Raw genomic sequence first — 17,256 nt, 5'->3', positions numbered from 1 at the left:
CTGGGCCGGTTGTGTGGGGTTCTGGCTGGTGGGGGTGGTGAGGATCAGGTTGCGGTGCGGGGTTCGGGTGTGTTCGGGCGTCGTGTGGTGCGTGCGCCGGGGACGGGTTCTGGGGTGTCGTCCGGTGTGGTGGTGGGTGGGACGGTGTTGGTGACGGGTGGTTCGGGTGCGTTGGGTGGGCATGTGGCCCGGTGGGTGGTGGGTGAGGGTGCCGGCCGTGTGGTGTTGGTGAGTCGTGGTGGTTCGGCTCCGGTGGAGTTGGTGGGGGAGCTCGAGGCACTGGGTGCGGAGGTGGTGGTCGCTGCGTGTGACGTGAGTGATCGTCATGCTCTGGCTGGGCTGGTGGCCGAGGTTGAGGCTGCCGGCGGTCCGGTGCGTTCCGTGTTCCACGCGGCCGGTGTCGGTCAGATGACCGGCCTGGTGGGCATGACCGCTGATGAGTTCACGGAGGTGCTCCGTGCGAAGGTGACGGGCGCGGACAACCTGGATGCGGTCTTCGGCGACCGGCCACTCGACGCGTTCGTGTTGTTCTCCTCGATCAGTGCCGTCTGGGGCAGCGGCGGTCACGCCGCCTACGCGGCGGCCAACGCGCACCTGGACGGCCTGGCCGAGAGCCGACGGGCCCGTGGGCTGACCGCCACCTCCATCGCCTGGGGCCCCTGGGGCCAGGGCGGCATGATCGAGGACATCGGCGAAGCCGAACTGCGGCGGCGCGGACTCTCCACCATGGCTCCGGCGACGGCGATCACCGCTCTCCACCGGGCGCTCACCGAAGGCGACGTGCACGTCGCGGTCGCCGATGTGGACTGGGAACGCTTCGCACCCGCCTTCACCGCCGTGCGGCCGAGCCCGCTCCTGGACGGCCTGCCCGAGGTGAGGCAGATCCTCGAGCGCGCCGATGCTCCCGTGGAGGACTCAGCCTTCAAGCAGCACCTGGCAGGGCTTTCCACGCCTGAGCGTGACGCGGAACTGCTCGAACTCGTCCGGCGCGAAGCCGCTGCCGTACTGGGACACCGAAGCGCTGAAGAGGTCCCCGCCGACCGTGCGTTCCAGCAGCTCGGCTTCGACTCGCTCACCGCTGTGGAGCTGCGCAACAGACTGACTGCGGCTACCGGCCTGTCCCTGCCCTCGACGCTGGTCTTCGACTATCCGAATCCGGCGGTGCTCGCCGGCCACATCCGCACAGAGGTGTTCGGCGAGGCTCCGGACATCCAGGTCACGGCGTCTGTGACCAGGGAGTATGCCGAGGACCCCGTCGTCATCGTCGGTATGAGCTGCCGGTTCCCGGGCGGTGTCGCGACGCCCGAGGAGCTGTGGGCCCTGCTCGAGTCCGGCGGCGACGGCATCTCCGGCTTCCCGGAGGATCGTAACTGGGACGTGGGCGCGCTCTACGACCCGGACCCCGAGAGCGTCGGGACGTCGTACGTCTCCGAAGGCGGATTCCTACACGACGCGGCGGAGTTCGACCCCGGCTTCTTCGGGATCTCGCCGCGCGAGGCGCTGGCGATGGATCCCCAGCAGCGACTGTTGCTCGAGGCGTCATGGGAGGCCTTCGAGCGAGCGGGCATCGACCCGACCTCACTCAAGGGTGACCGGGTGGGTGTGTTCACCGGAACCAACGGCCAGGACTACGGCTACGTGCTGGGCGGCGCGGGCGACTCCGTTGTCGGGTACGGCGCCACTGGTAGCTCTGCCAGCGTTCTCTCCGGACGCATCGCGTACACCCTGGGTCTCGAAGGCCCGGCGGTGACCGTGGACACAGCGTGCTCCTCGTCCCTGGTAGCCCTGCATCTTGCGGTGCAGGCGCTGAGGGAGGGCGAGTGCACCATGGCCCTGGCCAGTGGTGTGACCGTCATGTCGATGCCGGGTGCCTTCGTGGAGTTCTCCCGCCAGGGCGGCCTCGCGGTGGACGGCCGGTGCAAGGCGTTCGCCGAGGCGGCCGACGGCACCGGCTGGGGCGAGGGCGTGGGCATGCTCCTGGTGGAGCGACTGTCGGACGCGCGGCGCAACGGGCACCAGGTGCTCGCCGTCGTACGCGGCTCCGCGGTGAACCAGGACGGTGCGTCGAACGGTCTGACGGCGCCGAACGGTCCTTCGCAGCAGCGAGTCATCCGCCAGGCTCTGGCCAACGCCGATCTGGAGCCGGCGCAGGTCGACGTGGTCGAGGCGCACGGCACGGGGACGACGCTGGGTGACCCGATCGAGGCGCAGGCGCTGCTGGCGACCTACGGGCAGGGGCGGTCGGACGGCCACCCCCTGCTGCTGGGCTCGATCAAGTCGAACATCGGCCACACCCAGGCAGCCGCCGGGGTGGCCGGGATCATCAAGATGGTGCTGGCGATGCGGCACGGTGTGCTGCCGCAGACCCTGCACGTCGACGCGCCGTCGTCGCACGTGGACTGGTCGGCCGGCGCGGTGCAGCTGCTGACCGAGTCGGTGGAATGGCCGGAGACGACTGAGCCGCGGCGGGCAGGTGTGTCGTCCTTCGGTATCAGCGGGACCAACGCGCACATCATCCTTGAGCAGGCTCCCGCGGCCGAGGCGGCAGAGAGCGCCGTGGGCACGGTGGTGCCGGTGGTGCCGTGGGTGGTGTCGGCGAAGACGGCCGATGCGCTTGCCGCGCAGGTGGAGCGCGTGTCGGAGTTCGCCGCGGACCGGAATCCGGTGGACGTCGGGTTCTCGCTGGTCACAACGCGTGCGGTGCTGGAGCACCGTGCGGTGGTCATCGGGGACCGGACGGTCACGGGTGCGGTGACGTCGGGCCGGACCGGTGTGTTGTTCTCGGGTCAGGGTGCGCAGCGCTCGGGTATGGGCCGTGAGTTGTACGGGGCGTATCCGGTGTTCGCGGATGCGTTCGACGCGGTGTGTGCGGAGCTGGACCGGCATCTGGACCGGACGGTGCGGGACGTGGTGTTCGAGGGTGGTGAGCTGCTGGATCAGACGCAGTTCACGCAGGCGGGTCTGTTCGCGCTCGAAGTGGCCCTGTTCCGTCTGGTGTCGGCCTGGGGCGTCAAGCCGGACTACCTGCTGGGGCACTCCATCGGTGAGCTGTCCGCCGCGCATGTGGCCGGCGTGCTCTCACTCGAGGACGCGGCGAAGCTGGTCGCGGCCCGGGGTCGTCTGATGCAGGCGTTGCCGACCGGTGGGGCGATGGTGTCGCTCCAGGCGTCGGAGGACGAAGTCCTGCCGCTGCTGACCGACGGTGTCTCGATCGCCGCCCTCAACGGGCCGTCCGCGACGGTGATTTCGGGTGATGAGTCAGAGGTCCTGGCTATCGCCGCGCACTTCGATTCGGAAGGTCGCAAGACCAAGCGGCTTCGCGTCAGTCACGCGTTCCACTCACCCCGCATGGACGCCATGCTCGACGACTTCCGCACGGTCGCGGAGGGCCTCACCTTCAACCCGCCCGGCATCGGGATCGTCTCCAACGTGTCCGGTCTGGTGGTGTCGGACGACGAGGTCTGTTCGGCGGACTACTGGGTGCGTCATGTCCGCGAGGCCGTCCGCTTCGTCGACGGGATGCGGGCCCTCCAAGACCAAGGTGTCACCACCTACCTGGAGTTGGGGCCCGACGGGGTGTTGTCAGCGATGGGCCAGGACTGCGTCGAGGACTCGGCGTTCGTACCGGCCCTGCGCAAGGACCGTGACGAGGCGACGACGCTGGTCACCGCGCTCGCCGAACTTCACGTACGCGGATCGGCCGTGGACTGGGCGGCGTACTTCGCAGGCACCGGCGCCCGCCGTATCGACCTCCCCACCTACGCCTTCCAGCGCGAGCACTACTGGCCCGCCGCCGCAGCGCGGTGGCTCGGTGACGTGTCCGCCTTCGGACTGCGCCCGGTCGGGCACCCCATGCTCGGTGCTGCGATGACGCGGGCCGACGCGGACGGGCTGATCATGACGGGTCGCCTGTCGCTGCAGACACATCCGTGGCTCGGCGACCACGCCGTACTGGGTGCGGTCCTGCTTCCGGGCACCGCCCACGTGGAGCTCGTCCTGCAAGCCGGCGAACACGTCGGTTGCGGCCTTCTCGAGGAACTGACACTTCAGGCACCGCTGGTACTCCCCGAGCAGGGCGGAGTCGCCGTTCAACTGACGGTGGGTGCACAGGACGCGGAGGGCAAGCGCCCCGTCGCCCTGTACTCCCGGCCCGCCGAAGGCCAGGACGACGCCCTTCCGTGGCAGCAGCACGCCGCCGGTGTGCTGGCCCCCGCGGGTTCCGAGGCCACCGATCCGGAGCTGGCCGAGTGGCCGCCCCGGGACGCCGTCGCCGTCTCCGTCGACGGGCACTACGAGGGTCTCGCCGAGCACGGCTACGGTTACGGCCCCGTGTTCCAGGGGCTGCGGGCCGCGTGGCGCCGTGGTGAGGAGATCTTCGCCGAGGTCGCGCTGCCCGACGGCGCCGAGGCCGAACGATTCGGTCTGCATCCAGCCCTGCTCGACTCCGCCCTGCACGCGATGGGGCTGAACGGTGGCAGCGCGTCCCAGGGCGACGCAACGGGGGTCGGTCTGCCGTTCGCATGGTCCGGCGTCTCCCTGTACGCGGTCGGCGCATCCGCGCTGCGGGTGCGGATCACCCCCACCGGGTCGGGTATCCGCCTCGTGGCCGCCGACGGTTCCGGTTCCCCGGTCGCCCACGTCGAATCGCTGGTACTGCGTCCGGTGACCGCAGCCCAACTGGCGGCGCCCGGAGCCGGACAGGACGCGTTGTTCCACCTCGAATGGTCGCCCCTCCCCGTGCCTCCCCTGCCGTCGGACGGCCCCGCCCGACGGTGGGCGGTGCTCGGCGAGGACTGGCCGGTGGCCCTGGGCGCCGAACCCTACGAGAACCTGGCAGCCGTGGACCCGGCCGTCGACCTCGTCCTCGTCACCCACCGCGCCGATGCCTCCGACGATCTGGCGTCCGACGTGCGCCGGAGCGTGCGGGAGCTGCTCGAGCTGGTCCAGCAGTGGCTGGCCGATCCCCGATTCGCCGACGCCCTGCTGGTCATCGCGACCCGCGGTGCGGTCGTGCCCCGCGGTGAGGACGAGCTGTCCGACCTGGCCGGAGCGGCGGCCTGGGGGCTGATCCGCTCGGCGCAGTCCGAGAACCCCGGCCGACTGGTCCTCGTCGACCTGGACGACTCCCACGCCACGCTGCTCCCCGCACTGGCCACGGGTGAGCCGCAGCTGGCCATCCGCGCCGGTGACGTGTTCGTACCCCGGCTCGGCCGTACCTCGGCCGGGGAAGCCCTCGTACCGCCGTCGGGGAGCAGTCCGTGGCGGCTGGACATCACGGACAAGGGGACCCTCGAAAACCTCACACTCGCCGCGTGCCCCGATGCCGTCGAGCCCCTCGCCCCAGGGGCGGTACGGGTCGGCATGCGTGCCGCGGGCCTGAACTTCCGCGACGTGCTGATCGCGCTCGGCGTCTATCCCGGTGACGCCACCATGGGTATCGAGGGTGCCGGCATCGTCCTGGAGACCGGACCCGGCGTCACCGGGCTGGAGCCCGGCGACCGCGTGATGGGTCTGTTCTCCGGTGCGTTCGGACCGGTCGCGGTGACGGACCGCCGCACACTCGCCCGCATCCCGGACGGCTGGTCCTTCACCGAGGCGGCGTCGGCCCCGGTGGTCTTCATGACCGCCTATTACGCACTCGTGGACCTGGGGCGACTGCAGCCCGGCGAGTCGGTCCTCGTGCACGCCGCCGCCGGTGGCGTCGGCATGGCCGCCGTGCAGCTTGCGCAGCACCTGGGCGCCGAGGTCTTCGCCACCGCGAGCAGCGGGAAGTGGGACGTGGTGCGCTCGCTCGGAGTCGATGACGCGCACATCGCCTCCTCACGCACAATCGACTTCGAACGACAGTTCCTCGACGCCACCGAAGGCCGCGGTGTCGACGTCGTCCTGGACTCCCTCGCCCGGGAGTTCGTGGACGCGTCGCTGCGCCTGCTGCCGGGCGGCGGCCGGTTCATGGAGATGGGCAAGACCGACATCCGTGACGCGGAGGTGATCGCCGAGACCTTCCCCGGCGTCGCCTACCAGGCCTTCGATCTGATCGAGGCCGGTCCCGAGCGGATCGGCCAGCTGATGGCCGAGGTACTCGCGCTCTTCGACAGCGGAGCGCTCAAGCCGCTGCCGATCCGTACGTGGGACGTCCGGCAGGCGCCCGAGGCGTTCCGTTTCCTGGCCAAGGCACGCCATGTCGGCAAGGTCGTCCTGACCGTGCCCGAACCCGTCGAGCGGCACGGGACGGTCCTGGTGACCGGAGCCACCGGTGCCCTCGGCGGACTGGTGGCACGCCACCTCGTGGCCGAGCACGGTGTGCGCAGCCTCGTCCTGACGGGCCGCCGCGGCGCAACGGCCGCCGATGCCGCCGCGCTCGCCGCCGAACTGACCAAGGCCGGCGCCGACGTCGTGCTGGCCGCCTGTGACGTCACCGACCGCGACCGGCTGGCGGCAGTCCTGGCCGACGTGCCCGAGGACAGGCCGCTGACCGGTGTCGTGCACGCCGCGGGTGTCCTCGACGACGGTGTGGTGTCGTCGATGACGAGCGAGAGCCTCGACACCGTGTTGCGACCCAAGGTCGACGGCGCGGTCCACCTGCACGAACTGACCGCAGGGCTCGACCTGTCGATGTTCGTCACGTTCTCCTCGGTGGCCGGCGTCTTCGGCGGACCCGGGCAGGCCAACTACGCGGCGGCCAACGCCTTCCTCGACGGTCTCGCCCAGCAGCGCCGCAGCGCGGGGCTGGCGGCGACCTCGCTGGCGTGGGGCCCCTGGGCCACCACGGACGGCATGCTGGGACGACTCGACGACTCCGACGTGGACCGGATGGTCCGCTCCGGCGTCCTGCCGCTCGGCGACGAGCACGGCCTCGCCCTCCTCGACGCCGCGCTGGCCTCTCCACGGGCGGCGCTGGTGCCGGTCGGCCTGGATCTCGCAGCCCTCCAGGCGCAGGCCGTCGCGGGTGCACTGCCGGGAGTCTTCCGAGGACTGGTCCGTACCCCGGGCCGGCGCCGGGCTCCGGCGGCCGTCACCACGGGCGCGCCCACCCTGGGGCAGCGCATCGCGGGACTCGCCCCGCAGGAGCGCGACCAGGAACTGCTGGACCTCGTACGCACCCAGGCTGCCTCCGTACTCGGCCATGCGGGGGCCGAGACGGTCGACGGCGACAAGCAGTTCAAGGACCTGGGGGTCGACTCCCTGACAGCGGTGGAGCTGCGCAACCGGCTGAACGCCGCGACGGGTCTCCGGCTGCCCGCGACCCTCGTCTTCGACTACCCCACCCCCGCCGCACTCGCCGGATTCCTGCTGGCGGAGATCCGGGGCGTCGTCGTACCGGAGACCACGGGCGCGCCCCTCACCGCCGCCGATGACGATCCGATCGCGATCGTGGGCATGAGCTGCCGGTTCCCCGGCGAGGTGAACTCGCCCGACGACCTGTGGCGGTTCCTTCTCGACGGCGGTGACGCGATCACCGGCTTCCCGGACGACCGTGGCTGGCACGCCGACCGGCTGAACGGCCCGTCGCCGGAGGGCGCCACCGACCTGCTGACCACCGTGCGCGACGGCGGCTTCCTGACCGGTGCGAGCGCCTTCGACCCAGGCTTCTTCGGCATCTCACCGCGTGAGGCCCTCGGAATGGACCCGCAGCAGCGCCTGCTGCTGGAGACCGCCTGGGAGACGTTCGAACACGCGGGTATCGACCCCGCTGACGTACGCGGCAGCGCGACGGGTGTGTTCGCCGGTGCGTCGTCCTCCGCGTACGGGGCCGGGGCACAGCTGCCCGAAGGGTTCGAGGGGAACGCCCTGACCGGCAGCGCGACCAGCGTGGTGTCCGGCCGGGTGTCGTACACCTTCGGCCTCGAGGGCCCCGCAGTCACGGTGGACACGGCTTGCTCGTCCTCACTGGTGGCCCTGCACCTCGCCGTGCAGGCGCTGCGGCAGGGTGAGTGCACCATGGCGCTGGCCGGCGGTGTCACGATCATGGCCGACCCGGGCATCTTCATCGAGTTCAGCCGTCAGCGCGGGCTGGCGCCGGACGGCCGCTGCAAGCCGTTCGCCGAGGCGGCGGACGGCACGGGGTGGTCCGAGGGCGTCGGCATGGTGCTGGTGGAGCGGCTGTCGGACGCGCGGCGCAACGGGCACCAGGTGCTCGCCGTCGTACGCGGATCCGCGGTGAACCAGGACGGTGCGTCCAACGGTCTGACGGCCCCGAACGGGCCTTCGCAGCAGCGGGTCATCCGGCAGGCACTGGCGAACGCGGGAGTCGCCGCAGGGGACATCGACGCCGTCGACGCGCACGGTACGGGCACGCGGCTGGGTGACCCGATCGAGGCGCAGGCGCTGCTGGCGACCTACGGGCAGGAACGGCCGGACGACCGTCCCCTGCTGCTCGGCTCGATCAAGTCGAACATCGGGCACACGCAGGCCGCCGCAGGCGTGGCCGGGGTCATCAAGATGGTGCAGGCCATGCGTCACGGCCTGCTGCCCCGTACCCTCCACGTGGACGAGCCGACGTCGCACGTCGACTGGTCGGCCGGTTCGGTCGAGCTGCTGACGGAGTCGGTGGATTGGCCGGAGACGGGTGAGGCGCGGCGTGCCGCGGTGTCGTCGTTCGGGATCAGTGGCACGAACGCACATGTGATCCTGGAGCAGGCTCCGGCGACCGAGGCGACGGAAGACGCCGCTGACGCGGTGTTGCCGGTGGTGCCGTGGGTGGTGTCGGCGAAGTCCGAGGCGGGTCTTTCGGCGCAGGTGGAGCGGTTGTCGGCATTCGCCGCGGATCAGAACCCGGTGGATGTCGGGTTCTCGCTGGTCACGACGCGTGCGGTGATGAATCACCGTGCCGTGGTCATCGGCGACCGGGTGGTACGCGGTTCGACCGTGACCGGTGGTCTGGCGGTGTTGTTCTCGGGTCAGGGTGCGCAGCGGTCGGGTATGGGCCGTGAGCTGTACACGTCCTACCCGGTGTTCGCCGAGGCCTTTGATGCCGTGTGTGTGGAACTGGACCGGCACGTGGACCGTTCGGTGCGGGATGTGGTGTTCGAGGGTGGTGAGCTTCTGGATCAGACGCAGTTCACGCAGGCGGGTCTGTTCGCGCTCGAAGTGGCGTTGTTCCGTCTGGTGTCGGCGTGGGGTGTGAAGCCGGATTATCTGCTGGGGCACTCCATCGGTGAGCTGTCGGCCGCGCATGTGGCGGGGGTGCTCTCACTCGAGGACGCGGCGAAGCTGGTCGCGGCCCGCGGTCGTCTGATGCAGGATCTGCCGGCGGGTGGGGCGATGGTGTCGCTCCAGGCATCGGAGGACGAGGTCCTGCCACTGCTGACCGACGGCGTCGACATCGCCGCCCTCAACGGGCCCTCTTCGACCGTCATTTCGGGGGACGAGGACGCCGTCCTGGCGATCTCTGCCCACTTCGAGGCGCGGGGTCGTAAGGCGAAGCGGCTCCGTGTCAGTCACGCGTTCCACTCGCCCCGTATGGACGCCATGCTCGACGAGTTCCGCACGGTCGCGGAAGGCCTGACCTTCCATGCGCCCGGAATCGCCATCGTCTCGAACGTGTCCGGACTGGTGGTGTCGGGTGACGAGATGTGCTCGGCGGACTACTGGGTGCGTCACGTCCGCGAGGCCGTCCGCTTCGTCGACGGGATGCGGGCCCTCCAGGACCAAGGTGTTACTACCTTCCTGGAGTTGGGCCCGGTCGGCGTGCTGTCCGCGGTGGGCCAGGACTGCGTCGAGGAGTCGGTGTTCGTACCGGCCTTGCGCAAGGACCGCGACGAGGCGACGACCCTCGTCACCGCTCTGGCCGAACTCCACGTACGCGGATCGGCCGTGGACTGGGCGGCGTACTTCGCCGGTACCGGCGCCCGACGCATCGACCTGCCGACCTACGCCTTCCAGCACGAGCGGTACTGGCTCTCCGCGCCCGCGGCTCCCCTCGGGGACATGGCGGCCGCCGGCATGGGCCGTTCCGACCACCCGCTGCTGGGAGCCGGCGTGAGGCTGGCAGGAACCGACGGGTTTCTGTTCACCGGGCGACTGTCCGTCGAATCCCACCCCTGGCTCGGTGACCACATGGTGCTGGGTTCCGTGGTCGTCCCGAGTGCGGCCTTCGTCGAGCTCGCGCTCCACGCGGGCGAACAGTTCGGCGCCGAGCTGCTGGACTCGATGACCGTACGCACGCCGCTGGTTCTGCCGGAGCACACGTCGGTCGGCGTTCAGCTGTTGGTCTCGGCCGACGACGGCACGGGACAGCGCAAGGTGGAGGTGTACGCGCGTTCCACGGCAGGCGGCCCCGAGACGGACTGGACTCTGCACGCCGCAGGCGTACTGGCCTCGGCTCGGGAAAGCAGTGACCAGGCAGCCGAGTTCGAGGTGTGGCCGCCGGACGGCGCCTCCCCGGCGTCGGTGCAGAGCGTGTACGACGATCTGGCCGACGCCGGTCACGACTACGGTCCCGCCTTCCGTGGACTGCGTGCGGTGTGGCGCCGAGGCGATGAGCTGTTCGCCGAGGTCGCACTCGAGGAGGACACGGACACCCAGGGATTCGGACTGCACCCCGCCCTGCTGGCCGCCGCCTTCCACCCGGTAGCGGGTGGCCTGCCGTCCTCGTGGTCCGGCGTGACGTTGTCCGCAGTGGGCGCGAAGACGCTGCGTGTACTGATTCGTCCGGCGAAGCAGGGTGTAGCCGTCCTCATGGCCGACGAGACCGGCGAGCCGGTCGCCGCGGCGGAGTCCGTGGTGCTGACTCCGGTGACGCCCGAGCAACTCCGGACCGACTCGGGCGAGAGGGATTCGCTCTTCGCTCTGGACTGGGCACCCGTGCAGCTCCCGTCCCGGGCCACCCCGGGTACCTGGGCCGTACTGGGAGAGCCGGGCGCACTCGCCCCGCTCGGCATACCTGCCTACGCGGACCTCGCCTCCGTCGACGGGACGCCCGACGTCGTCCTCTGCTTCCCTGATGTCGCCGACGACGACCTCGCCTCCCGTACCCACACCACCAGCCACGCGGTCCTCGCGACCGTTCAGGAGTGGCTGAGCGACGACCGGTTCGGCGACGCCGTCCTGGCCGTCGTGACCCGGGGAGCGGTCGCCCTCGGCGACAGCGGACCACATGACCTCGCGGGCGCCACCGCCTGGGGGCTCGTGCGGTCCGCCCAGTCGGAGAACCCCGGCCGCCTGCTGCTCGTCGACCTTGACGACCACACCGACTCGCCCGACGCCCTGGCCGCCGTGCTGGCGGGCGGCGAACCCCAGGTCGCGATCCGTGCGGGCCGGGCCTTCGCGCCCCGGCTGACCCGGCCGGCGCCACGCCCGGCAGCAACGGACCCGATGCCGCACGGCACCGTCCTGGTGACCGGGGCGACAGGCGCCCTCGGCGCCCTGGTCGCCCGGCACCTCGTGGCCCGGCACGGTGTCCGCAGCCTGGTACTGACCAGTCGGCGAGGCCCCGACGCACCCGGCGCCGCCGAGCTCGCCGCCGAGCTGACGGAGGCCGGCGCCGAAGTGACACTGGCCGCCTGCGACGCAGCCGACCGGCGGCAGTTGGCGGAGGTCATCGCAGCGATCCCCGCCGACCGCCCGCTGACGGGCGTGGTGCACGCGGCCGGTGTCGTCGACGACGGTGTCGTCTCCTCGCTGACCGCCGACCGACTGGACACCGTGCTGCGCCCCAAGGTCGACGCGGCAGTACACCTCCATGAGCTCACCGAGCAGTTGGACCTGTCGATGTTCGTCCTGTTCTCCTCGGTCGCCGGAACCTTCGGCTCTCTGGGGCAGGGCAACTACGCGGCGGCGAACGCCTTCCTCGACGCACTGGCCCTGCACCGCGCGGGCCGCGGGCTGGCCGCCACGTCGCTGGCTTGGGGGCCGTGGGACCTCGCGGACGGCATGGTCGGACGTCTGCACGACGGCGACACGAGCAGGATGAGCCGGTCCGGCGTGGTGCCCCTGACAGCCGAGGAAGGGCTGACGCTCCTCGACACGGCGCTCACCGGCGGCCATGCGGCGCTCGTGCCCGTACACCTGGACCTCGTGGCCCTGCGCGCCCAGGCCGCCGTCGGTGCGCTCGCGGGAGTCTTCCGCGGACTGGTCCGTACGAGCCCGCGCCGCAGGGCGGGATCCGTAGCCGGATCGCTCAAGCTGCTGCAGAAGCTCGCGGGGCTCACCCGTGAGGAGCGCGGCGCCGTCCTGCTGGACCTGGTCCGTGCCCAGGTCGCTGCGGTCCTCGGTCACACCGGTACCGAATCGGTGGGCGTCGACCGGCCGTTCAAGGAGCTGGGCTTCGACTCGCTGACCGCCGTGGAGCTGCGCAACCGGCTCGACGCGGTCACCGGCCTGCGGCTCCCCGCGACACTGATCTTCGACTACCCCACTCCGACGGCCCTGTCGGACTTCGTACTCGGAGAGGTCCTGGGCACACAGCCCGAGACCCCCGTCGCCCTGCCGACCGCCCAAGCCGCGGAGGACGACCCGATCGCGATCGTCGGCATGAGCTGCCGCTACGCCGGCGGGGTGGCGAGCGCCGACGACCTCTGGCGACTGGTCACCACGGGCGGGGACGGGATAGCCGGCTTCCCCACCGACCGTGGCTGGGACCTGGACAGTCTCTACGCGGCAGGCGGCGAGGACGGCGCGTCCACGACGCTGGAGGGCGGATTCCTCTACGAGGTAGCGGAGTTCGACCCTGCGTTCTTCGGGATCTCGCCCCGGGAGGCCGTGGCGATGGACCCGCAGCAGCGGCTGCTGCTCGAAGTCTCTTGGGAGGCTTTCGAGCACGCCGGTATCGACCCCGTGTCCGTGCGGGGCGACCACATCGGAGTTTTCGCAGGAACCGCTTCGTCCGGCTACGGGGCCGGGATGAGACTGCCGGACGGAACCGAAGGGCACCTGCTCACCGGCAACGCGACCAGTGTCATCTCCGGTCGCGTCTCCTACACCTTCGGCTTCGAAGGCCCCGCCGTCACGGTCGACACGGCGTGCTCGTCCTCGCTGGTCGCCCTGCACCTGGCGACACAGGCCCTGCGCTCGGGCGAGTGCTCGATGGCCCTGGCGGGCGGCGTGACAGTGCTGACGAACCCCGGCATCTTCGCGGAGTTCTCCCGCCAGCGAGGTCTGGCGGCCGACGGCCGGTGCAAGGCCTTCGCCGACGCGGCGGACGGCACGGGGTGGTCCGAGGGCGTCGGCATGGTGCTCGTGGAGCGGCTGTCGGACGCACGGCGCAACGGGCACCGGGTGCTCGCGGTCGTACGTGGCTCGGCGGTGAATCAGGACGGTGCGTCGAACGGTCTGACGGCGCCGAACGGTCCGTCGCAGCAGAGCGTGATCCGGCAGGCACTGGCGAACGCAGCGTTGTCCCCGGCACAGGTGGACGCGGTGGAGGCGCACGGGACCGGCACCAAGCTGGGTGACCCGATCGAGGCACAGGCCCTGCTCGCCACCTACGGACGCGAGCGGCCGGACGACCGGCCGCTGTTGCTCGGGTCGGTCAAGTCGAACATCGGCCACTCGCAGTCCGCCGCGGGCGTCGCCGGCATCATCAAGATGGTGCAGGCCATCCGCCACGGCGTGCTGCCTCGGACCCTGCACGTGGACACTCCGTCCTCGCAGGTGGACTGGTCGGCGGGTGCGGTGGAGCTGCTGACGGACTCGGTGGCGTGGCCGGAGTCGGGCGAGGCCAGGCGTGCTGCGGTGTCGTCGTTCGGGATCAGTGGGACGAACGCGCACGTCATTCTTGAGCAGGCGCCGGACGACGAAGTTGTCGTGGGGGCCGGGCTTCCGGCCGATGTCGTGTTGCCGTTCGTGCTGTCCGGGAAGTCGGAGGGGGCGTTGCGGGACCAGGCGGCGCGTCTGGCGGAGTCGGTGGCGGGCACGCCGGGTGTTCCTATGCGGGATCTCGCGCACGCGCTGGCGTTGAGCCGGTCCCGCTTCGAGCACCGTGCGGTGGTCGTCGCCGCAGGTGCCGATGAGCTCGGTTCGGCTCTGGGCGCCCTGGTGGAGGGGCGGTCGGGGCCGGGTGTGGTGCGGGGTGTTGCTGATGGTGTGGTGCGTCCGGTGTTCGTGTTTCCGGGGCAGGGGTCGCAGTGGGTGGGTATGGCTGCGGGGTTGATGGAGTCCTCGGATGTGTTCGGGGAGCGGATGCGGGAGTGTGCGGCTGCGTTGTCGGTGCATACGGACTGGTCGTTGTTGGATGTGTTGCGTGGTGAGTCGGGTGCTCCTGGGTTTGGCCGGGTTGATGTGGTGCAGCCGGTGTTGTGGGCGGTGATGGTGTCGTTGGCTGAGGTGTGGCGTGCGGCTGGTGTGGTGCCTGCTGCGGTGTTGGGGCATTCGCAGGGTGAGATCGCTGCGGCGTGTGTGTCGGGTGGGCTGTCCTTGGAGGACGGTGCGCGGGTGGTGGCGTTGCGCAGCCGGGCGATCGTGGAGCTGTCGGGTCTGGGCGGCATGGTCTCTGTCGGGGAGCCTGCGCAGGAGGTCGAGGCGCGGCTGGTCGCGTGGGATGACCGGTTGTCGGTCGCGGCGGTGAACGGTCCGTCCTCCGTGGTCGTCAGCGGTGACGGTGACGCGCTGGACGAGCTGCTCCATGCGTGCAAGGCGGATGAGGTGCGTTGCAAGCGCATCGATGTGGACTACGCCTCGCACAGTGCGCACGTGGAACGCATCCACGACCGGCTGCTGGAGGTGCTGGCGGATCTGTCTCCGCGTGCTTCGGAGGTGCCGTTGTATTCGACGGTGACGGGTGAGTTGCTGGACACGGCGGGGATGGACGGCGAGTACTGGTACACCAACCTGCGCCGGACGGTGCGTCTGGAGGAGACGACGAGGGCTCTGCTGGACGCGGGGCATCGTGTGTTCGTGGAGGTCAGTCCGCATCCGGTGCTTCAGCTCGGTCTGCAGGAGACGTTCGAGGCGGCCGGCAGTGACGCGGTGGCGTTGGGGACGTTGCGGCGGGACGAGGACGAGGCCCGGCGTCTCATGACGTCGCTGGCCGAGGCACACGTCAACGGCGTCGAGCTCGACTGGAAGACTTTGTTCGGTGGTCAGGTTCCCGCCCATGTCGATTTGCCGACCTATGCCTTCCAGCGGCGGCATTACTGGCCGGAAGCCCTGGCCGCCCCGGCTACGGGTGTCGTGGACCCGGTCGACGCCCAGTTCTGGGACGCCGTCGAACACGGCGACCTCGACACACTGGCCCGGACCCTCGACGTCGAAGGGGAGTCGCTGGGCGCGGTCCTGCCCGCCCTGTCCTCCTGGCGGAAGCAGCGCCGTGAGGCATCCGCCACCGACTCATGGGGCTACCGGTCCAGTTGGACACCACTCGCAGAGGGATCAGCCTCCCTCGCCGGAACCTGGCTGCTCGTGGCATCGGCGACCGGAGCGAGCGGTGAACTCGCCCCCCGCATCGCGGACGCCATGCGCGCACAAGGGGCCGACGTCCTGCGATGCGCCGCCGGAGACGTCCTCGACCGGGTGACGCTGTCCCTGCAGTTGTCCGCCACACTCGGCGACCGCCACGAAATCGCCGGAGTCCTTTCCCTGTGCTCCGTCGACGAGGAGCCGGTCGCCGGAACCCCGGAGCTGACCACCGGTCTGGCCGCGACCGTGACGCTCGTGCAGGCGCTCGGGGACGCAGCCGTCGCAGCGCCCCTGTGGTGCCTGACCCAGGGCGCCGTCCAGACAGGTGGACATGACGGATCCATCAGCCCCGCGCAGGCCCTGGTCTGGGGCATGGGCAGAGTGGCCGCCCTCGAACACCCGGAGCGGTGGGGCGGTTTGATCGACCTCACCGACGCACCGGACGAGCGCGCACTGTCACGGCTGTGCGGTCTGCTCGCCGGTTCCGGCGACGAGGACCAGCTCGTGGTGCGCCCGGGCGGAGTGTTCGCCCGCCGCCTGCTGCCCGCGCCCTCGGTGGCGTCGAGCCGTTCCTGGACGCCGGAAGGCACCGTGCTCGTGACCGGGGGGACCGGAGCGATCGGCAGGCAGCTGGCCCGCTGGCTCTGCGGCCACGGAGCAGAGCACGTCGTGCTCATCGGACGCAGGGGAGCGGATGCGCCCGGTGCGGCCGAACTGATCCAGGAGCTGGCCGGATCGGGCACCGAGATCACTGCGGCCGCCTGCGATGTGGCGGATCGTGACGCACTGGCCGAACTGGTCGCTCGGCTGACGGCCGACGGCGACCGGATCACCGCTGTGCTCCACGGCGCCGGAGAGTTGGACGACGCCGTCATGGGCGCACTCACGCCCGAGCGGCTGGCCGCCGCGCTGCGCGCGCACGTGGGCGGCGCCCGGAACCTGCAGGAGGTGACGCAAGGCCTGGACCTCACCGCCTTCGTGCTCTTCTCCGGCATCGCCGGCACGGTCGGAGGCGCCGGCCAAGGAGCCTTCGCCGCCGCAAGCGCCTACCTCGACGCGTTCGCCGCGCACCGCAGGTCCCAAGGCCTGGCAGCCACGGCCATCGCCTGGGGCCCGTGGGCGGACGGCGGCCCGGCCACCTCCGACGACACGTTCGTCGAAAGGATGAGCCGCCGTGGCCTGGCGTCTCTGCCGACCGCCTCCGCACTGCCCGCACTGAGCCGGGCAGTGGCGCAGGACCGCACGTCCCTGCTGCTCGCGGACATCGACTGGGCACTCTTCGGGCCTTCGCTCACCGCGGTGCGCCCCAGTCCTCTGATCGCCGACGTCCCACGGATGCGGGAGCTGGCGCGCGCGGCGGAAGAGGCTGGAGACAGCGCCGCCGACAGCGCGGCCGTGTTCCGGAAGACGGCGGCCGAACTGTCCGAGGTCGAACTCGGCCAGATGCTCCTGGAGCTGGTACGTACCGAGGCCGCCGGGACACTCGGTCACACCGAGATGGAGGCGGTCGGTGCGAAGCGGCCCTTCCGGGATCTCGGATTCGAATCCCTGACGGCCGTGGAGCTGCGCAACCGGCTCAGCACGCGTACGGGGCTGCGTCTTCCGGTGACGCTGGCGTTCGACTACCCGACGCCGGTGGCGCTGGCCGCCTTCCTGCGGACCGAGGTCGGCGACAACGCCGAGCCGCAGGCCGTCCCCGTACTGGCCGAGCTGGACAGGCTGGAGGAGACCCTGGCGTCCCTCTCGGCGGACCGCACCGCGCGCCACCGGATCGGGGCACGGCTTCGCGACATCCTCTCCGGCTGGGACGAGGAGCCCGCGACGGGCGACGAAGCCTCCGCCACGGTCGCCGAGAAGCTCCAGGCCGCATCGGCCGACGAGGTCCTGGCATTCATCGACAACGAGCTCGGGGCCTCCTGA

1 protein-coding gene is annotated in these 17,256 nt (G+C 71.0%); it reads left to right on the top strand.

The window, feature by feature from the left end; translation table 11 throughout:
- On the top strand, positions 1–17,256 hold a 17,256-nt coding region (locus ABZ441_RS30300; protein ID WP_358979999.1), incomplete at its 5' end, for a type I polyketide synthase.

The organism is Streptomyces sp. NPDC005752 (assembly GCF_040630715.1).
Classification (GTDB): Bacteria; Actinomycetota; Actinomycetes; order Streptomycetales; family Streptomycetaceae; genus Streptomyces.
The sequence above is the reverse complement of the archived record's forward strand: the minus strand, read 5'-3'. Positions and strand labels throughout refer to the sequence as shown.